At 33.9% G+C, this 20,597-nt stretch carries 19 protein-coding genes; 6 read left to right on the forward strand and 13 right to left on the reverse strand.

What is annotated here, in order from left to right:
- Positions 1–3 precede the first annotated feature (3 nt).
- Positions 4–717, forward strand: coding sequence for a hypothetical protein (locus J1D01_RS02460; protein WP_421149698.1), 714 nt, complete (start codon positions 4–6; stop codon positions 715–717).
- A 60-nt stretch (positions 718–777) separates the two neighbouring features.
- Here J1D01_RS02460 and lspA read toward each other — a convergent pair whose 3' ends face one another.
- The 4 genes from lspA to J1D01_RS02480 form a co-directional block, all read right to left on the reverse strand.
- The gene (gene lspA / locus J1D01_RS02465) at positions 778–1,275 is read right to left on the reverse strand and encodes a signal peptidase II (protein WP_372937943.1); all 498 of its coding nucleotides are present in this window, start codon (positions 1,273–1,275) and stop codon (positions 778–780) included.
- Positions 1,275–2,168, reverse strand: a complete 894-nt coding sequence (fabD, locus tag J1D01_RS02470; RefSeq protein WP_421149699.1) for an ACP S-malonyltransferase — start codon at positions 2,166–2,168, stop codon at positions 1,275–1,277. Before fabD ends, lspA begins: the two co-directional genes overlap by 1 nt.
- Positions 2,169–2,243: 75 nt before the next feature.
- Positions 2,244–3,530 (reverse strand): Kelch repeat-containing protein, encoded by a 1,287-nt coding sequence (locus J1D01_RS02475; RefSeq protein ID WP_421149700.1) that lies wholly within the window; start codon positions 3,528–3,530, stop codon positions 2,244–2,246.
- A 4-nt stretch (positions 3,531–3,534) separates the two neighbouring features.
- Positions 3,535–4,449, reverse strand: coding sequence for a dihydrofolate reductase (locus tag J1D01_RS02480; RefSeq protein ID WP_421149701.1), 915 nt, complete (start codon positions 4,447–4,449; stop codon positions 3,535–3,537).
- A 300-nt stretch (positions 4,450–4,749) separates the two neighbouring features.
- Here J1D01_RS02480 and J1D01_RS02485 point away from each other — a divergent pair, with 300 nt between their 5' ends.
- Positions 4,750–5,046 carry an isoamylase early set domain-containing protein gene (locus J1D01_RS02485; RefSeq protein ID WP_372937939.1) on the forward strand — a complete coding sequence of 99 codons (297 nt, stop codon included), beginning with the start codon at positions 4,750–4,752 and terminating at the stop codon, positions 5,044–5,046.
- Between the two features lie 798 nt (positions 5,047–5,844).
- On the forward strand, positions 5,845–6,555 hold the full coding sequence (locus J1D01_RS02490; RefSeq protein WP_421149702.1) for a hypothetical protein: 711 nt from the start codon (positions 5,845–5,847) through the stop codon (positions 6,553–6,555).
- A gap of 21 nt (positions 6,556–6,576) precedes the next feature.
- Here the strand turns inward: J1D01_RS02490 and J1D01_RS02495 are convergent, their stop codons facing one another.
- From J1D01_RS02495 to J1D01_RS02525, 7 genes are all read right to left on the reverse strand, one after another.
- Complete coding sequence (locus J1D01_RS02495; protein ID WP_421149703.1) at positions 6,577–7,644, reverse strand: helix-turn-helix domain-containing protein; 1,068 nt, start codon at positions 7,642–7,644, stop codon at positions 6,577–6,579.
- Between the two features lie 56 nt (positions 7,645–7,700).
- Entirely contained in the window at positions 7,701–8,222 is a 522-nt protein-coding gene (locus J1D01_RS02500; RefSeq protein WP_421149704.1) for a hypothetical protein, read from the reverse strand.
- A 359-nt stretch (positions 8,223–8,581) separates the two neighbouring features.
- Positions 8,582–9,406 (reverse strand): thymidylate synthase, encoded by an 825-nt coding sequence (locus J1D01_RS02505; RefSeq protein ID WP_421149705.1) that lies wholly within the window; start codon positions 9,404–9,406, stop codon positions 8,582–8,584.
- 135 nt (positions 9,407–9,541) lie between these two features.
- Positions 9,542–11,065 (reverse strand): NupC/NupG family nucleoside CNT transporter, encoded by a 1,524-nt coding sequence (locus tag J1D01_RS02510; RefSeq protein WP_421149706.1) that lies wholly within the window; start codon positions 11,063–11,065, stop codon positions 9,542–9,544.
- Between the two features lie 9 nt (positions 11,066–11,074).
- A complete protein-coding gene (locus J1D01_RS02515) occupies positions 11,075–11,701 on the reverse strand; it encodes a bifunctional nuclease family protein (protein WP_372937769.1) in 627 nt (208 codons plus the stop codon).
- 116 nt (positions 11,702–11,817) lie between these two features.
- A complete protein-coding gene (locus J1D01_RS02520) occupies positions 11,818–12,777 on the reverse strand; it encodes an electron transfer flavoprotein subunit alpha/FixB family protein (RefSeq protein WP_421149707.1) in 960 nt (319 codons plus the stop codon).
- Between the two features lie 20 nt (positions 12,778–12,797).
- Positions 12,798–13,544, reverse strand: coding sequence for an electron transfer flavoprotein subunit beta/FixA family protein (locus J1D01_RS02525; RefSeq protein WP_372937771.1), 747 nt, complete (start codon positions 13,542–13,544; stop codon positions 12,798–12,800).
- Between the two features lie 153 nt (positions 13,545–13,697).
- Between J1D01_RS02525 and J1D01_RS02530 the strand changes: the two genes are divergently transcribed.
- Together J1D01_RS02530 and J1D01_RS02535 are read left to right on the forward strand one after the other, a co-directional pair.
- Positions 13,698–14,675: a pyruvate dehydrogenase complex E1 component subunit beta gene (locus tag J1D01_RS02530; RefSeq protein WP_372937772.1), complete on the forward strand. Its 978-nt coding sequence runs from the start codon at positions 13,698–13,700 to the stop codon at positions 14,673–14,675.
- A 63-nt stretch (positions 14,676–14,738) separates the two neighbouring features.
- Positions 14,739–17,246: a DUF5686 family protein gene (locus J1D01_RS02535; protein ID WP_421149708.1), complete on the forward strand. Its 2,508-nt coding sequence runs from the start codon at positions 14,739–14,741 to the stop codon at positions 17,244–17,246.
- 106 nt (positions 17,247–17,352) lie between these two features.
- Here J1D01_RS02535 and J1D01_RS02540 read toward each other — a convergent pair whose 3' ends face one another.
- Both J1D01_RS02540 and J1D01_RS02545 read right to left on the reverse strand, forming a co-directional pair.
- Complete coding sequence (locus J1D01_RS02540) at positions 17,353–18,042, reverse strand: hypothetical protein (RefSeq protein WP_421149709.1); 690 nt, start codon at positions 18,040–18,042, stop codon at positions 17,353–17,355.
- A 96-nt stretch (positions 18,043–18,138) separates the two neighbouring features.
- On the reverse strand, positions 18,139–19,020 hold the full coding sequence (locus J1D01_RS02545) for a LysR family transcriptional regulator (protein ID WP_421149710.1): 882 nt from the start codon (positions 19,018–19,020) through the stop codon (positions 18,139–18,141).
- An 80-nt stretch (positions 19,021–19,100) separates the two neighbouring features.
- Between J1D01_RS02545 and hutH the strand changes: the two genes are divergently transcribed.
- Positions 19,101–20,597 (forward strand): histidine ammonia-lyase, encoded by a 1,497-nt coding sequence (hutH, locus tag J1D01_RS02550; protein WP_421149711.1) that lies wholly within the window; start codon positions 19,101–19,103, stop codon positions 20,595–20,597.

Consider the following 20,597-nt stretch of genomic DNA (forward strand, 5'->3'; position numbering starts at 1 on the left):
ATTATGAAAAAACAACATATTATACCAATTATATTTACGCTGTTTATGTTTCTAAACTGCGAAAAAAATGAAGACCAAATAACGGTTAGTAATATTAATTATGTTTCTTTTGAACCTGCTTTTGAGTTTGGTGTAGACCCTACAGGAACAGCTGTAGAGCAAATAAGTATCTTTACATCAACCGTTTTAAGTACATCAAAAACTTTTAATATAGCTGTAGTTGAAGATCAAACAACAGCAGATCCTACAGGTTATTCAATATCTTCCTCAGTAATTACAATTCCGGCAAGTTCTAATGAAGGGTCTATAGAATTAAGTGTAACAGGTTCTAAAATAGATCCAGATGGCAGTGTATTGGTGTTAGAAATAACATCAGAAACGGGTGTGATAATTGGAGAGCCATTAGTAATAAACTTATCACAAGTTTGCCCATACCCCGAAACCATTTTAAATATACTTTTTGATGATTATCCAGAAGAACAGTATTGGGAGCTATATGATGCTAATGATGTCCTCCTTTTTGAAGGCGGTCCGTACCCAGATCAAACGTCATTAGAAAAAGCACTTTGTTTACCAAGTGGTTCTTACCAAATTTTTATGGGCGATTTATATGGCGATGGTGGAGGTACTTATACTTTAACTTACAACGGAAATGTAATTCTTGAAAGAGGTGGCGATTATGGTACAGGAGAAACTATTTCGTTTCAAATAAACTAAACAGCAACTAACTATATATGCTATTTTTTATTAGCCGAAGTGTTTTCACTTCGGCTAATATTATTTTGTAGATTTCTTCTTCTTAAAAAAAGTGAAAAATACCAGTATTATCATACCAGTGCTAACAAATACATCGGCAACATTAAAAATACCAGTTCTAAAAACACCGCCTAAATCAATATGCCAAAAATCGGTAACACTTCCGTACACAAAACGGTCATAAACATTAGCAATTCCGCCACCAATAATACTAGCAAAAGCAAAAAGCGACCAATTACCTAAACTTTTATCTTTAAAAACATATCTAAGTACAAAACCTAACACTACAACAGGAAGTATAAGTAGTAAAATAACTCTAAGCGTTTCATTTAAATCGCTTCCCATACCTAAAAAGGCACCAGTATTTTCTACGTTATGTAGCGTAAAGTATTTACCAATAATTTCAGATGAACTCCCAGGTTTTACATTAGTTCTAATCCAAACCTTAGAAATTTGATCAATAGCAATACTAGTAATAATAGTTATGATAATAAATGCCGAACGACGCGATAGTTTCATTATAAGTTACCTTCAAAAGTTGCAGAAGCTGTCTCAGAAGCTCTGTTAATTTTTTTAACTAACCCTTGTAACACTTTGCCTGGGCCTACTTCAGTAAACAACGTAGCACCATCGTTAATCATTTGTTGCACAGACTGTGTCCAACGTACAGGAGCTGTTAATTGCGATATTAAATTGGTTTTAATAGCATTTTCATCTGTAACGGCATTAGCTGTTACATTTTGATAAATAGGGCAATTAGGTTTGCTAAAGGTTGTACTTTCAATAGCAGCAGCTAATTCTTCGCGTGCAGGTTCCATTAATGGCGAATGAAATGCCCCACCAACAGGTAATACTAAAGCTCTTCTAGCACCTTCTTCTTTTAAGGTTTCGCAAGCTTTATTGACAGCCTCTATTTCGCCAGAAATTACCAATTGACCTGGACAATTGTAGTTGGCAGCAACCACAACACCATCAGTAATAGCACAAACTTTTTCAACTACATCATCATCTAAACCTAAAACAGCAGCCATAGTACTTGGTTGTAATTCGCAAGCTTTTTGCATAGCTATAGCACGTTGCGAAACTAGTTTTAAACCATCTTCAAAATTTAAAGTGCCGTTAGCAACTAAGGCGGAAAATTCACCAAGCGAGTGTCCTGCAACCATATCTGGTTTAAAGCTATCGCCTAAAGTTTTGGCTAAAATTACTGAGTGTAAAAAGATAGCAGGTTGAGTTACTTTGGTTTGCTTTAAATCTTCAGCAGAACCTTCAAACATAATGTCTGTTATAGCAAAACCTAAAATATCATTTGCTTGTTCAAATAACTCTTGTGCTGTGGCAGAGTTTTCATAAAGGTCTAAGCCCATTCCAGAAAATTGTGCGCCTTGACCAGGAAATATATATGCATTCATTCTAATTCGTTTTTAATGTGGCAAAAATAGGAATAATATCGTTTATGATTGCAACTTACTATAAGTATTGATTTTTTACTTACAGAGTAACTTAATTATTTTTTTATTGTTACCGTTATAAGTAATTTCTAAATAAGCTTTATTGTTTTTATTTTCTGAAAGATGTTTCACTTTTAACATAAAGTCGCTATTAGCATCAATTAATATAAAGTTTAAATTAGATTCTATTTTGAAAGCAGAAGTATCTTTTCCAATCAATTTAACAGAAGTTATAAAACTACCCGTATTACCTCCTTCGTTTTTTATTTTAAATAAAGTTGAAGTGCCTTTAGCAATCTTAACTTTTTTAGGAGCTGTTAAATGAGATGCTGTTAATTTGTTACCGCTAGGTTTATCTTCATTGTAAACTTCCATATTTAGTTGTCTGCCACCACCTCTTTTAGGAGAGCCCGCAGCAATATAAATGCCTTTTCCAGAACGTATGGCTTGGGTACCATGTCTGGGATGGTGCATATTTGCTTTTTTAGTCCATTTTCCTGTTTTAGGATTGTAAGCTTCAACAATGTTATAAGCGGGTCCTTTTTGTGTGCCTTCGCCACCCATTACTAGTAATTCATTATTAAAAACGGCAATACTTGGAGCAGCACGTGGAGTTGGTATGTTTTCTTTTAAAACAGACCATGTTTTGGTATTAAAATCATAAACATCTACTACGTTTACCAAAGGAGCAAATACACCGCCTTCACCACCAGATTGTCTGCCTGCTACAGCATAAAGTTTATTGTTAATAACAGCAGCACTAAAATGGTCTCTGGCTTGTGATGCGTTTTCTAAAACTGTCCATGTATTGGTTTTTGGGTTGTATTCATCAAACCAATTAACATAACCACCATTGTGCCCCATAGTGTTACCTCCAATTAAGTAAAATGTATCATTGTAAACTACAAGTCCTGCACCACCACGTCTTCTGTTTTTAGGAATTTCAGGACCTTTTATCCAAGTATCAGTTGGTGGAAAATACAGCCATATGTTTTCTTCAGGAATTTCTCTGGGAAAAGTATTGGTTTTAAAAGCACCAATTATCCAAACAAAACCTTTGTAAAACGTAGCTTGAAAATGGTTAAATTCTTTTGGAGCTAAGTTTTTAGCTTGTGTCCAAGTATTGGTTTTAAAATCGTAAATATCAAGTTTTTGAGCCGATTCTCTGCCACCAAACATAATAAACTTATCACCCGCTTGTACAAAAGAACACTCATGGCGTGCGGTATAGTTTTCGTCTTCATTTTTATCAATCCACCGGTCTTTAATTTGAGCGTTTAAAACACAAGAAAAAAAGATAAAACAAAGGCAGAAACATTTCATAAATCTATTTTCTCACATATGTTAAAAAAGAAAATTCATGCTCATGTACAGCATCTTTAGTGTGGAAAATATTACTAGTTTCTTCCCAAATATTGGGGTCTATTTCTGGGAAAAAGGCATCGGCTTCAAAAGATTCATGAACTCTAGTAAGTTCAATTTTGTCGGCAATAGCCATAGCTTGTTTATATATTTGGCCACCACCAATAATAAACGGTTGTGGGTCTGCTTTAGCAGCTTCAATAGCAGCCTCTAAACTATGAACCACAATAACGCCTTCTGGTGCTTTATAGTTTGGTTGTCTGGTAATAACAACGTGTGTTCTGTTAGGTAATGGCTTAGGGAAACTTTCAAACGTTTTTCTACCCATAATAATATGGTGCCCATTTGTTAGCGTTTTAAAGCGTTTTAAATCATCACTTAAATGCCAAATAAGTTTATTGTCTTTGCCAATAGCCTCATTTTCGGCAGCGGCAACAATAATAGTAATTTCAGAAGCCTTGTTTTTAATAGCTAGTTCTTCATTATAAACCTCGGTTTCAGCAATAATAGGTGCTTCTTTTTTTAATTCATTTTTTAGTTTTTCAATTCTAATTTTTTGTTGTGCCACTAATTTTTCTAATTGCTTTTGTTCCCAAGCTTTACCTAAAAATTTGTTGGTTACAAACACATTAAAAGTGTGGTATAACAAAAAGAAAAACCAAATAAAAATGGCAAACACAAACCAGTCTATTTGAAAAAATTGCACACCTTTACCAATGCCTAAAACGGTGTTGGCAATAATTAAAAAAATGGCACCTAATAAAAACAGTACAAAGTGCATATATAAACGCTTTTTTTGCTTTATACGTTTTTGTGCATTTTCAATTAATTCTAACTGATCTTTATCTATTTGAGGTATATTTTTCTTTTTTCCAAACATGCATTTATATTAAGTTTTGTAAAGTTAAAGATTTTTAACGGATGTTTATATAAGACGCTGTTTAAGTAGAAACTTCTCGAAAACGATTTAGCTTAAAACCCTCTGATAATCAGCGAAAAAGATGTTTTTAAAGGTTGTTAAAATCATATTTTTTTATTTGTTTTTTTTCTATTCATTAAAATATTGTTTATATATATTACTAAATTGATAATTCTTGGTGTTTTGTAGATTTAGATGCAAACATGTAGGAATTTGTTTTATAAATTTGCCCTATAAAACAACACACAAAAAATTAAATTTATGGCTATTAAAAAACAATTCTTAAAAAGTAAGCCAGTATGCAAGGTTACTTTTTCTATTGAAGCAGAAGATGCAAAAAAAGTTTCTGTAATAGGAAGCTTTAACGATTGGAATGCTAAAAAGGCACCTCTTAAAAAATTAAAAAACGGAACCTTTAAAGGAACGGTTGATTTAGATGTAGATAACTCTTATGAGTTTAAATATTTAGTAGATGGCGAGTATGTAAACGATTCAGCAGCAGATTCTTATGTGTGGAATGATTTTGCAGGTGCCGAAAACAGCGTTGTAACGGTATAGGTTAAAATATATTTATAAAACTAAAGCGCTTTCATGTTTTGAGAGCGTTTTTTTTATGCCTTATTTTTAGTGAAAAATTAATTTGGGCGTTCCCCAGTAGAGGTTGGGCTTTCGGCAGTCGCTCCCTCCTTCGTCGGGGAGCTTCAACAAATGCCTCCAAGATATAACGCCTTAAAAGTATTATCCAAATTATGACACGTATTGACTGCTTTTGACACCTATTGACTACTATTGACATGTTTTGACATCTATTGACATCAATTGACTACTATTGACATCTATTGACCTATTTTTAGCAAATTTTAGGGGTTTTGTTCGAGTTTTGTTCGAGAATTGTTCGTCTCAGCTAAGGGTTTATTTTTTTAAAATGGATTTTTGAGGGAGAAAGGTGGGAGAAAACTACTCCCTAGTTATTGCGAACCTTTCAACGAGGCTCAAGACAAGCTGAAGTGAAGCAATCTCATCACGTCATTGCGAACGCAGTGAAGCAATCTCTAAGTCGTTTAGGCTATACATTAATGAGACTGCTTCGTTCCTCGCAGTGACGGATGGCGTCATTGCGAAGCCAATAGGCTGTGGCAATCTCATCACGTCATTGCGAACCTTTCGTCTATCGCTCAAGACAAGCTGAAGTGAAGCAATCTCTCGGCTAATCAATAGAAAGATTACTTCGTCGTGCCTCCTTGTAATGAGGGTATGGAGTTTATTTCCTTATTCACATGTAGTTATTGTTAGTAACTTCACAATCTAAAAGTTTTATAAAAATTTACTACCTTAATGCATCAAAAAAATAAGGTTATGAAAGTAGATTTAAAACAACAATTACTAAAACACCGAAACAAACACCTTACCGAAGCCGATATTTTAAACCAAGTGCATGCTGTTTTAAACCAAGACACACAGCACGAAGAAAACATAAACAAAGCCATTACAAACGGAACTACAGGAAATACCAATACGTTTAATGTAGATTTGTTAGAAACCGATAGGATATTTCATATCAGCCATATTCAATCCATTTGTATTACTTACCGCTTACGGTTTTTAAATAGTAATTTGTTTAAAGCCGAAATCCCTCAAGAGGCTATTAACAACATAAAACAGTTAGAAAAAGTACACCAAACCACCCTTTCTGGTTTTAAAATAATGGCCCCCAGTAAACTGTTTAAACTAGAAAATTATGACGACCCCTTACTGTTTGCGCCCATAGGTAATGGCTATTATTACTTAATTCATAAATGGGGGAATGATTTAAGCGTATGGCGCAAATGGCTCATGTACCCCTTTAGAAATTTAGATACTATTATTGTTAGTGCCGTAGTAGCAGCTATTTTAATAGCTCTTAGTTTTCCAGAAAGTTACTACCACCCTAAATACAAAACCACACAGTTTATATTTTTATGCTTTTTTATGTTTAAAACTATAGGCTTTTGCCTCATCTTTTTTGGTGTAAGCAAAGGCAAAAACTTTAACTCAGCTATTTGGAATAGTGGGTTTAGGGAGGGGTAGAGGAAGAAGTTTTTTATATTTTTAAATCAATACTCTTAATTTAGTTTGATTTCGATTTGTTTCACAATATCTTTTGATTACGTCAACAGGTAAGGAAAATCCACTTGCTAATTCAAAATCTGAATAAGCTAATTCGGTTTTGTGCATTGCATATCCTTTGCGGAATAATTCAGGTGTATCGATATAAACATCAAATCCCTCGTCTTTTTTTAGACCCTTTCTACTAAACTCGATATTAAGATAGGTGTAGGTTTCTTTAGTAATACAACCTAAATCTTTAGACCTTCTTAGAATTGATGCCATTGAAGTTAGCCAATATCTTTTGAGTTCAGACAAATAAGAAAGTTTTATGTTATAAAGAGAATTCTTAATTGCTTCTTTAGGCATTAAAAATTCAGAAGCGAAAGTGTTAGCTTCATTTTCTAATTCTTTCTCTCTGTGCTTTGGAATAGCAGGATTATTAACTGAATGCATAAGCAGATGTCCTAATTCGTGCGCAATTGTGAATCTTTTTCTATCATTACTGAAATTTTTATTTATAACTATGACAGGGTAGTTATTATCGGATACAAAGGAAACACCATCAAATTTTTCAATAGTGTCTAATTCTACAATAATAATTCCATTAACTTCTAAATGATTGCAAATATCTCTTACTGGTTCGTTAGGTTTTAAACCTAAAAATTTCCTTGTATATGATGCAATATATTCAGGTGTGTAGCCATCTTCAATATCTAATGTTTTAAAGTTGAGTTCAGGCCACATCAAAGAGTCTGCCATTTCGTCAATCAAATAACCAATTAGCTTATAACTATGCTCAATATTCGTTCTATCCTTTTTTGATATTGTTGTTCTTTTTCGGTAGTGCGCAGTCTCTGATTCATTTGATATGTTTTTAGTCAAAAATTCAAATGGAAAGTCTAAAAAAGAAATAATTTTAGATAGTAATTCATCAGATAATGTGCTTAACCCTTTTTCAAATTTTGACAAGTTTGGTTGAGACAACCCATCAATCAATGAAGATAAATCTGTTTGAGAATACCCTCTATATTCTCTCGCAAATGTCAACTGTTTGTGATTGATTTTCATTTTTTTTATTTTGTTTAATATATAAAATAATCGGTCGTACACGATTGAGTTAATAATTAGCCAGCTTTTTTGTTGCCTTCTTTTCCTTTTCTTAAAATAGGAGTAGCAACTTTTTGAGTTTTTGTTGGAAGCTCTATTGATTTGTCAATTCTGATATCATCAGCAGTAACTACCCACTTAACTCGTTCTTCGTCTAGATAAACCAATTTTGGTTCAGAAATATTCCCAACACTATTCTTTTTGTAACCAAAGAACAAGATAGGTTCTTCAATAAAATTTGCATCATTAAATAACGGCAATGATAGTTGATGAGAAATCGCCTCTACCGATTTGGTTTTAATATTCATTGGTTTATCATATCTATCCAATTTCTTGAATAAAACTATATAACCATTCGTTCGAAGTGTAAACCTTTTATACTTCCCGAACTTCCAGTTCATAGGGAAATATTTTTGAACACATTGTATCATTTTTGAATTCAACAATGATGCTTCAAATCCTCTAGCTCTTGCTTCAGGAGGTGTTTTTATGATTTCACTTTCGTAAAGTTCATACGCTTCTTTAAATGCTTTAAACATTAGTGGAAGCTCATTTTTCAAATCGAATTTCACAGCGTCTATTGTCGCAAGACGTCTCTTATTTTGACGCGAATTCGAATTATTTTTGTACATTTGTACCATAAGAAAAAAATATTTAAAAATCGGTACGACCGAAAGTTTAGTATCTCTGTTGGCGCAGAGATATTTTTTGTTTTACAAATATATAAAAAATAAATAATATTGTATTTTTAGTTATATAATATTTTAAATTAATTGTATGTTAATGTAAGGCTCTTTATTCAAAAATCTTTATTTTGACAATGTTGAAAGACATGATATAATTTAAATAATAAAAAGGGAAGTGACTTTCGTTAAAAATAAAATTAACATCCTCAAACCTAAACCGCCACAACCCCTTTAATATGCGGGTGCGGATTGTAGTCTACCAAGGTGAAATCTTCAAATTTAAAATTGAAAATATCTTTAATTTCTGGGTTTAAAATCATTTTTGGTAGTGGTCTTGGGTCGCGCGAGAGTTGTAACTCTAACTGCTCAAAGTGGTTGCTATAAATATGGGCATCTCCAAAGGTGTGTATAAATTCTCCAGCTTCATAACCGCATACCTGTGCCATCATCATGGTGAATAGGGCATAAGAAGCAATGTTAAACGGTACACCTAAAAAGATATCGGCGCTACGTTGGTATAGCTGACAAGACAGTTTACCATTAGCTACATAAAACTGAAAAAAGGCATGACACGGTGGTAAAGCAGCTTTACCGTTAGCTACATTTTCGGCAAAACTTTTACTAGTATCTGGTAACACTGATGGGTTCCACGCCGAGACTAACATTCTACGGCTATTGGGGTTGTTTTTTAAGGTGTCTATCACCTCTTTTATTTGGTCTATTTCATCGCTGTTCCAGTTGCGCCATTGGTGTCCGTAAACAGGTCCAAGGTCGCCATTGTCATCAGCCCATTCGTTCCAAATTCTAACACCGTTTTCAGTAAGGTATTTTATGTTAGTATCGCCTTTTAAAAACCAAAGCAATTCATAAATAATAGATTTTAAATGCAGTTTTTTGGTGGTTACCATAGGGAAACCTTCGCTTAAATCAAATCGCATTTGATACCCAAATACACTTTTTGTTCCTGTTCCTGTACGGTCTCCTTTTTCATTGCCATTCTCTAAAACGTGCTTTACTAAGTCGTGGTATTGTTTCATTTCGATTTAATTTTTTTGCGGAATTAAAAATATAAAAAAGCCTAAAAAATTATGCTTAAACACAAAGATGTTATAAGAAAGTTATTAACTAAGAGCAGAGAAATTTATAAATGGTTAATGTGTTGTGCTGTCTTTTTAACCAATAATCATACCGGCAATTGTTGCTGATAATAACGAAGCTATAGTACCTCCAATTAAGGCTTTAAGTCCAAACTCTGATAAGGTTTTACGTTGCCCCGGAGCTAATGAACCAATACCCCCAATTTGAATGCCTATAGAAGCAAAATTAGCAAACCCACAAAGCATGTATGTAGCCATAATAACCGATTTTTCATTGGCAAGATGCAGTGCATTACCAATATCTTTTAGTTCTGCTAGTTGTATATATCCTATAAACTCGCTGGCTACTAATTTAACACCTAATAATTGTCCCATAAGGGCAATGTCTTCTGAAGCTACCCCAATAAGCCACATAAGTGGAGCAAATAAATAGCCTAATAAAAATTCTAAAGAAAAACTTTTATAAACGGTATTACTAGCTATCCAAGTGTTTAACGTAGTTACGTTACCAACCCAATCTAAAATACCATTAAGCATGGCTATAAATGCTAAAAACACCAATAACATAGCGCCCACATTTACGGCTAGTTTTAAACCTTCGGTTGTTCCGTTAGCAATGGCATCAAGTATATTAGACCCAATGTTGTCTTGAGTTACTTTTATTTCAGAATCTATTGTTTCGGTTTGAGGATAAAGCATTTTAGAAATAACCACAGCGCCAGGGGCAGCCATTACAGATGCTGCAAGTAAATGTTTAGCGTAAAAGATTTCCATAACTGGGTCTCCAGCTCCAAGAAACTTAATATAGGCAGCAAGAACACCACCAGCTACGGTTGCCATACCACCAATCATTACTAAAAGAATTTCAGAACGATTCATCTTTTCTAAATAGGCTTTTATCATTAAAGGTGATTCAGTCTGACCTAAAAAGATATTACCAGCAACACTTAAGCTTTCTGCACCAGATATTTGTAATAGTTTGGTTAATAACCAAGCAAGTCCTTTTACTATTTTTTGAATGATTCCAAGATAAAATAACACCGATGTTAAAGCAGAAAAGAATATAATAGTTGGAAGAATACTTACAGCGAAATTAACCAATGCGTTTTCTAATTTATTGGTTATAAATGAGTTAAATAAGAACTCGGTTCCGGCCATTGTAAAGTTTAATATATTTACAAAAATGCCACCTACCCACTCAAATATAGCTTGAATAAAAGGTACTTTTAAAACACCTATGGCTAAAAATAATTGTGCTGCTAGCCCTAAACCAACGGTTCTCCAGTTAATAGATTTTCTACTTTTGCTAAGTAAAAACGAGATAATGAGTAAGACTAGCATACCCAGAATACCACGCCATAAGCTATTAAAGGAAAATCCTTTACTTGGATTTATTGGGGTGTTTATTACTTGAGACGCTGTTGTTGTAGTTTCAACAGAATGGTCTGTTAGGGTAGTGTTAGATGTGGTGTCAGTACTAATTTTTTGAGCATCAATAGTGGTTTCTTGGGGTGGTGTTTTTTCTGTTTCTTGAGCAAATATTGGAGTTGTAAAAACTAATGAGATAGCTAGAAAATACAGAAAAAGTTGATGCTTCATAATGGGTGTTTATTGTCGTTTGGAAATTTCATCTCTAATGTGTGCCGCCTTTTCATAGTCTTCATTTGCCACTGCTTCATCAAGCATGTTTTGAAGTTCTTGTATGGTTTTACCTTGGTAGTTTTCACGTTGTGGTGCACTAGGTTCCATTTCGTTTGCTAGTAAATCATCAACTAAAATACTATCTTCTTTAGGCTCGTCTTCTTCATCTTTAGCAGGATTTACTTTTAGGTAAATACCGGCTTTATCAAGTATGTTTTTATAGGTAAAAATAGGTGCATCAAAGCGGAGCGCTAAGGCAATGGCGTCACTAGTTCTGGCATCAATTATTTCTTCAATTTTATCGCGTTCACAAATTAAACTGGAATAAAAAACACCATCTACCAATTTATGAATGATGACTTGTTTAACTACAATGTCAAATCTATCGGCAAAATTTTTAAATAAATCGTGAGTTAAGGGTCTTGGAGGTCTAATTTCCTTTTCTAAAGCTATGGCAATAGATTGTGCTTCAAAAGCGCCAATAACTATGGGGAGTTTTCTGTCTCCTTCTACTTCGTTTAATATCAATGCATAAGCGCCATTTTGGGTTTGGCTATATGAAATTCCCTTAATATTTAATCTTACTAAACTCATAATTTATGAAAAGACAAAGAACCGTTTAAATTCGGAATTTACCAACTGCCTAAGGCAGATTTAATATAATTTATGCCAAATTAAACAGTTCTTAGAAAATACAAGTTATAAAAAAATTATTGATTAGCTTTAAAAGCTTTTAATTTTTCTATGAGTTCTGGAACTACAGTAAAAGCATCACCAACCACACCGTAATCTGCCGCTTTAAAGAAAGGGGCTTCGGGGTCTGTATTAATAACTAATTTTACTTTTGAGGCATTTACGCCAGCTAAATGCTGAATAGCTCCAGATATACCAATGGCTATATAAAGGTTAGAGGCTACAGGTTTTCCGGTTTGCCCCACGTGTTCGCTATGAGGTCTCCAACCTAAGTCTGATACGGGTTTAGAACAAGCAGTTGCTCCACCAAGTACATTGGCTAATTCTTCAATCATGCCCCAGTTTTCTGGTCCTTTTAAACCACGTCCACCAGATACAACAATATCGGCATCGGCAATGGTTACTTTATCGGTTACTTTATCAACCGATTGAACTTTTACATCAGATGCTGTAATTGAAGGCGAAAAATCTTCCGCGGAAGCGTTGCCGCTAGTTTCTACCAATCCGAAAGCGTTACTAGAAACACCAATAATTTTAATTTCGGTGTTAATTTGAGATACTTCAAAGGCTTTGTTAGTAAAAGCGTTTCTTTTTACTGTAAATGGCGATGTACTGCTAGGAGCTTCAATAACATTGGAAGCATAACCTGCATTTAAGCTAATTGCTAAAAGCGGTGCTATATATTTACTGTCTGCGCTTGAACTTAAAACAACCACTTGCGAACTTTCTTTTTCTGCTGCTTGTTTTATAACATTGGCATATATTTTGGCGTCAAATGCTTTTAAAGCGTCGTTTGAAATGTTTAAAACTTTATCAACACCATATTTTGCTAGTTCTGATGTGTTATTGGCATTTATAGCTACGGCAGTAACTGATGTTCCTAACTTATCGGCAACGGCTTTGGCATAAGACGCTACTTCTAAAGCACCTTTTTTTAATGTGCCTTGATCTGATTCTGTATATACTAAAACTGACATGTTTTTCTTTTTAAAATTGATTAAATTACTTTAGCTTCGTTATGAAGTAAGTTAATTAACTCGTCTAAATTATCTTCTGAAACTAATTTAACCGCGCCTTTAGGAGCAGGTTTTTCAAACTTAACAGATGTGGTTTCAGGATTAGCTTCAACAGGTTCTACCACTGTTAAAGGTTTTTTACGCGCCATCATAATACCACGCATATTGGGGATACGTAAATCACTTTCTTCAACTAAACCTTTTTGGCCTCCAATAACCAGAGGTAATGAAGCAGAAATGGTTTCTTTACCGCCATCAATTTCACGGGTAGCTGTAGCAGTGGCACCTTCAACGTCTAAACTAATACAGTTGTTTACAAAATTGGCGTTAATTAATCCAGCTATCATACCAGGAACCATACCACCGTTATAATCAATAGATTCTCTTCCAGCAATAATTAAATCATAGGCACCATCGGTTGCTACTTTAGCTAATTGTTTTGCTACGGTAAAACCGTCTGTTGCTTCTGTGTTAACACGTATAGCAGCATCTGCGCCAATAGCTAAAGCTTTTCTTAATGTAGGTTCTGTTTCTGGGCCTCCAACGTTTACAACGGTAATGTTAGCACCTTGTTTTTCTTTAAACCACATGGCTCTGGTTAAACCAAATTCATCATTTGGATTAATAACAAATTGTACACCGTTAGTATCAAATTTGGTATCACCATCGGCAAAATTTATCTTTGAGGTAGTGTCTGGAACATGACTAATACACACTAATATCTTCATAATCTCTAGGTTTAGATGGAAAATTTTTAACGGCTACGAAGGTAATTATTTTATTTTGAAAAAGTACTATGCATGCATAATAAATTTTAGACAATTCTTATTTCAGCTTAACGCTTTTATTGTTATTTTTGCTTTCTCAATAAAATAATTTTAATGAAGACAATTCAATTTAGAGAGGCTGTTTGTGAAGCCATGAGTGAAGAAATGCGCAGAGATGAAAGCGTGTATTTAATGGGTGAAGAAGTAGCAGAATATAATGGTGCCTATAAAGCATCTAAAGGAATGTTAGATGAATTTGGGCCAAAGCGTGTTATTGACACACCAATTGCAGAACTTGGTTTTGCAGGTATAGCAGTGGGGTCTACTATGACAGGAAATAGACCAATTGTTGAATACATGACTTTTAATTTCTCATTAGTTGGAATTGATCAAATTATAAACAACGCAGCAAAGATTAGACAAATGTCTGGAGGTCAGTTTAAATGTCCTATTGTGTTCCGCGGCCCAACTGCTTCTGCGGGTCAGTTAGGTGCTACGCACTCGCAGGCTTTTGAAAATTGGTTTGCTAACACACCTGGTTTAAAGGTAGTGGTGCCGTCAAATCCAGCCGATGCGAAAGGATTATTAAAATCTGCTATCCGTGATGACGATCCAGTTATTTTTATGGAAAGTGAGCAAATGTATGGTGATAAAGGTGAAGTGCCAGAAGGAGAGTACTTAATACCAATTGGTGTTGCTGATATTAAAAGAAAAGGAGATGATGTAACCATTGTGTCTTTCGGTAAAATTATTAAAGAAGCTTATAAAGCTGCTGATGAATTACAGAAAGAAGGTATATCTTGTGAAATTATCGATTTACGTACAGTGCGCCCAATGGACAGAAAAACTATTATAGAATCTGTTAAAAAAACAAACCGATTAGTAGTTTTAGAAGAAGCATGGCCTTTTGGTAGTGTAGCTACAGAAATTACGTATTCTGTTCAAGCAGAAGCGTTTGATTATTTAGATGCACCAGTTGTTAAATTAAATACAGCAGATACTCCAGCTCCGTATTCTCCAGTATTGTTAAAAGAATGGTTACCAAACCATGAAGATGTAATTAAAGCAGTAAAGAAAGTATTATACCAATAAAATAATTCTTTTTACGTTATATAAACTTCATTAGTAATTATTGCTGATGAAGTTTTTTATATTATGAATATTAGACTACTTAATTTATTATTTTTTTTCGTTTCTTTTATAGCACTTTCTCAAACCAAAGTTAGTGGCTATGTGTATGATGAATATAACGAGCCCGTATCTTTTGCTAATGTAATTTTTCAGGGCTCTACTATAGGTACAACTACCAATGAAAATGGAAAATTCTATTTAGAATCTGACGAAACTTGGGAGGCACTTACTATTTCTTTCATAGGTTATGAAACCCTTATTATTCCTCTTGAAAAAAAAGTAAATTACAATTTAAAATTTATTTTAAAAGAAGAAGCAGCCCAATTAGATGCGGTTGTTTTAATGACAGGTAAACAATCTAAAAAAAATAATCCTGCTATTGATATACTTAGAAAAATTTGGGAGCATAAACGTGATAACGGGTTAAATCGTTTTAATCAATATCAATATGATAAATACGAAAAAGTAGAGTTCGATATTAATACCATAGATAGTGCTTTAATAAAAAGTAAGCTCTTTAAAGGGATGGAGTTTGTGTTTAATGAAGTAGATACCTCACGCGTTACCGGTAAAACCTACCTCCCAATGTTTATTAATGAGGCGGTTTCTAGCGTTTATGGAGATAATACTTTAAATAAAGAAAAAGAAGTACTCAAAGGAAATAAAAACTCTGGATTTAGCGATAACCAGGTAATTATAGATTTTGTAGACGATTTGTACTCAGATTTCAATGTGTATGATAACTATTTAAAGTTTTTTGATAAAAGCTTTGTGAGCCCCTTATCCAGAACCGGAATTAACACCTATAATTACGTGTTAACAGATAGTGCTTACATTGATAATAAATGGTGCTTCAATATTGTATATTATCCGCGTCGTAAAAATGAACTAACGTTTAAAGGCGATTTTTGGGTAGCAGATACCACTTATGCAGTTAAAGAAATTAATCTGCAAGCATCAAAAAGTGCCAATATAAACTGGGTAAAAGAAATTTATATAGAACAAGAGTTTGAAGTACTAAATGATTCTATTTTCTTGGTAAAACGAGATTATATGCTTAGTGATTTTGCCTTTAACAAAAAGGAACAATCTAGAGGTATCTATGGTAAGAGAACCACGCTATACGATAATTACAAATTTGATATTCCAAAGGATAAAAAATTCTACGACAAAGAAGTATATAATTATAGCGAAGATGTTTTTGATAGAGACGATGAATTTTGGGAAAAGAATAGATTAGAAGCCTTAAATAAAGACGAAAAAGGGGTGTATAAAATGTTAGACACCTTAAAAACCGTTAAAAAATTTAAGCGTTTGTATAACTTAGGAAGTATTTTGGCATCGGGCTACATTGAGTTTAACACCTTGCCTTTAGACTATGGACCTATTTTTTCAACCTTTGGGTTTAATGACGTTGAAGGTTTACGTTTAAGAACCGGAGGTAGAACTTATTTTGGAAGAAATGATTTATGGAGATTAGAAGGTTTTTTAGCTTATGGTTTTAGAGATGACAAATTTAAATATGGTATTTCAGGAAAATGGTTGTTAGATAAAAAGAGCCGACTGATAATTTCTGGAGGAAACCGTAGAGATGTAGAACAAATAGGCGCTAGTTTAACCACTTCTACCGATGTTTTAGGAAGAAGTTTAGCTTCATCGGCAGTAGTAGGAACGGGATCTAATGACAAATTAACCACTATTAATCTTAGTAGTTTTGCTATAGAAGCAGAACCTTTTAGAAATTTGGTAGTACGTTTAGGAGGAAATTACCGTACGCTAGAATCGGCGTCGCCAACTTTTAGTTTAGACTATAACATTCCAGATGGGGTGGAATCTGAAATAAAACAATATGAAACCACCTTTTCAGTAGCCTATTTTCCAGGAAGAAAAATGACAGGGTTTGGGGTTGAACGAAGGCCTGCTAACGATGACTTTGCACGTTTGTTTGCTCAAATTAGTCGTGGAGATAAAGGTATGTTTAATAGCGATTTTAATTATACCAAAGTACAATTGTCTTATTTGCAACCTTGGCAATTGGGTGGTTTTGGTAGGTTAACATCATCTATAGAGGTTGGTAAAACTTATGGCGAAGTACCTTTAGGGTTATTAAATGTTATTCCAGGAAACCAAACGTATTTCTCCATTTATAATACCTTTTCGCAACTAGATTTCTATGAGTTTGTTTCAGATCAGTACGCTTCGTTTCATTTAGAGCATAATTTTAACGGACGCCTACTCTCTCGCATTCCGTTTTTAAGAAAACTTAATTTGCGTGAAATTATAAGTGTTCGAGGGGTTATGGGAAGTATCTCAGATGAAAATATAGCACTAAGTAATGTTCCTAGTAATCCTGCTAATTTAGAATTAGAGGCGCCTCATAATGAACCATACTACGAATACAGTTTGGGTATAGGTAACATTTTTAAAGTGTTTAGAATAGACTTTAATTTCCGCGGAAATTATAAAGACGAAACCCTATATCCTAATGCCCGAAAATTTGGTGTTACAGGTAGTTTTGGGTTTTATTTTTAAGGAATTTGTTCAGCGGTTGTGCTAAGCATATAATGGAGATAAGGAGGTTTTGTTTCCGTCTACATACAAAGCTAAAACTTGTTTTTTATGTTTTGTTTACCACGCTTTATTTCAGTTTCTTTTTTGCCAATTCTATAAATACAAATAGTTCATTAACTTTTAAATTTAATTCAGTATCACTAACTTCTTCTGGTTTATGAACTAATTTATTTCGAAACTCAACTATACCTCTTAAAACAGAATCTTCGCTATTTGATAAATGGAATAGTTCTTTAAAATTCTTTTTACCAAAAATTTTGGGACCTTGATTAACAATTAATTTATTGAAGTCCGCCCAAACCAATAAAAAATCATCGATTCCATATTTTTTGTCACCGATTTCAATTTTTTCGCCAAATAAATTTTCGAAAAGTATTTTAGCTATACTGGAATAGGCAATTACTTTTTCCTTTTCAACGGTAATTCCATTCCCGTCGTGATATAATTGATTTCTAATTCTATGATACCATTCTATTTCACCTAGTTCAACCCCTACAAGTTTATCTTTTGCAAACCTGTCCATTGTATCAATTAAACTTGCAAAGTTTTTAGTTGCTTCGGCATATATTTTGCGGGTTACACCTTCAAGCTTTGTAATCCGTTTTGGTAAGCCCAAATAGGTTTTCATCATTAATTCAACAGAATTGTCAATGACAATCATTCCCATTCGATAATCAAAGTCAGTTTCGAGAGATAAGTGCTCAAGACCATGCTTTAATAATTCCTTTGGTCCCGATTTCCATGGTTCGTTTTTCATTTAGTTTTAAAATGTGGTGCAACTAAAAGATGCTTTTAGTGTTTACTGAAATCAGTATAAAGTTCTGTATAGGTAAACGAAGGTAGTTGAAAAATTCTACAAAATCAACTCCAAAAAATCCTGTAAAATAGGATTTCTATTGTTTCTATTCCAAACCACCGAGAGTGTGGTTTTTTGTTTTATTCTTTCTAATTTAATAAACTTTATATTTTTATTTTCCGTTGTGGTTAATGATTCTGGTACAATAGAAATGCCAAAACCATTTTCAACTAATTTATATATAGAACCTGCATGAATGGTGTTGTGTGATACGTTGGGTGTAAATCCGCTATCATCAAATATTTGCATCACTTTTTCAAAGTAAGAGGCGCTGTATTTGGGATCAAAAAGAATAAAGGATTCATCTTTTAGTTGCGAGATCGATTTAAAACTTTCTTGGGTTACAGCATGGTTTTTTGGTAGCACCAAACAAAACGATTCCTTTAAAATAGGTTTTAACTCTAATCCTTTAGGAACACGTTCCAGTCGTACAAAACCTAAATCTAAATTAAACGACAATAACTCCTGTATTTGGGTGTCGTTATCTAATTCTTTTAAATTAAAAACAACGTTAGGGTGTTTTGCTTCAAAAGCTAACAATAAATTCGGAATTACGTTTTGCATAGCCGAACCAACGTAGCCTAATTTTAAATCGCCTTTTTTACCATCATGTAGTAATTTTGCATATTCTAAAGTTTGGTCTAAATTTTTTAATGTAAGCAAAAGCTCTTTTTTTAAATATGCCCCAGCTTTGGTAAGTTGTACTTTGCGGTTATGGCGCTCAAAAAGTGTAACGCCCAAATCGTCTTCCATCTGTTTTATTTGTCGGCTTAATCCTGGTTGCGAAATAAACAAGCGTTCTGCGGCTCGCCTAAAGTGTAATTCTTCGGCTACAGCTAAAAAATATTTAAGATGTCTTAACTCCAATTGATTACTCATGGTTATCAAATATTGACTAAGATAGTCTTTTTAAGCATTAAAAATAAAAATAACTTTGGTTAAGTAAAATACGAATAGAAATGAGTTTTAAATACGGAATAGATACACTAACAGTACATAAAGTTATAGATATTGCTAATGGTAAACTACAGGCAGAAATTACTCCCGAGGCAAAAGGAAAAGTGATTGATAGCCGACGAAAAGTTGATGCCATTGCCAATGCTAAAAAACCAGTTTATGGAATAAATACTGGCTTTGGACCATTGTGCGATGTGCAAATTACCCCCGATGAAACTAATAAACTTCAAGAAAACCTATTACTAACTCATGCGGTAGGCGTTGGACATCCTATTGATAAGCAATTATCAAAAATCATGATGATTTGCAAAGTGCATGCCTTATGCCAAGGCTACTCTGGGGTAAGATTAGAATTGATTGAACGCATTGTGTATTTTATAGAGAATGATTTAATACCAGTAGTGCCAGAGCAAGGTTCTGTAGGGGCTTCGGGTGATTTAGCTCCTTTATCACACTTATTTTTACCGCTAATTGGCAAAGGTGAGTTTTGGGCTGGTAAGGAAACCAAACCCGCCAAGGAGGTTTTAAAAGCTCATAAACTGAATCCACTAGAATTAAAAGCAAAAGAGGGACTTGGTTTAATAAACGGTACACAATTTATTTTGGCGCATACCATTGTTGGGTTACATAAAATGACATATTTATTAGACTTAGCCGATGTTGCGGGTGCCATGAGTATTGAAGGTTATCAAGGAAGTTTTTCGCCATTTAAAGATGAATTACACAAAATAAGACCCTACAAAGGCACTATTGAAGTGGCAGAACGTATGTTTATGTTGCTTTACAGGTCTCAGAATGTGGATGCACACCAAAATTGCGGTCGTGTGCAAGACCCTTATTCTATGCGTTGTATACCGCAGGTGCACGGGGCGTCAAGAAATGCCTATTATCATTTAAAAGAATTGGCCGAAATTGAAATGAATTCGGTAACCGATAATCCCATTGTTTTAAGTGAAACCGAAGCCATTTCTGGTGGAAATTTCCATGGACAACCGTTAGCTATGGCTTTAGATTATAATTCAATCGCTGCAGCGGAACTGGGTAATATTTCAGATAGACGGTGCTATTTATTATTAGAAGGGAAGTATGGTTTACCCAGATTATTAACTACAGGTGGAGGCGGATTAAATTCTGGGTTTATGATTCCGCAGTACACCACAGCAGCATTGGTAACTGAAAATAAATCCTTGTGTTTTCCGCCCTCGGCAGATAGTATTCCTACATCATTAGGACAAGAAGACCATGTGTCTATGGGAAGTATTTCGGGTAGAAAATTCAATCAGATACTTGACAATCTGGAAAAAATTTTAGCTATAGAATTAATGTATGGTGCACAGGCCTTAGAATTTAGAAGACCAAACACGTTTTCTGATATTATTGAAGAAAATTTTAAAATCATTAGAAACGAAGTACCAAAACTGGAGGACGATAGAGCATTAAAAGCTGATATTGATAAAATGATAGATTTAGTAAAACGAAGAGCATTCAACTTAAGATAA

The organism is Seonamhaeicola sp. NFXS20 (assembly GCF_049132085.1).
GTDB lineage: Bacteria > Bacteroidota > Bacteroidia > Flavobacteriales > Flavobacteriaceae > Seonamhaeicola.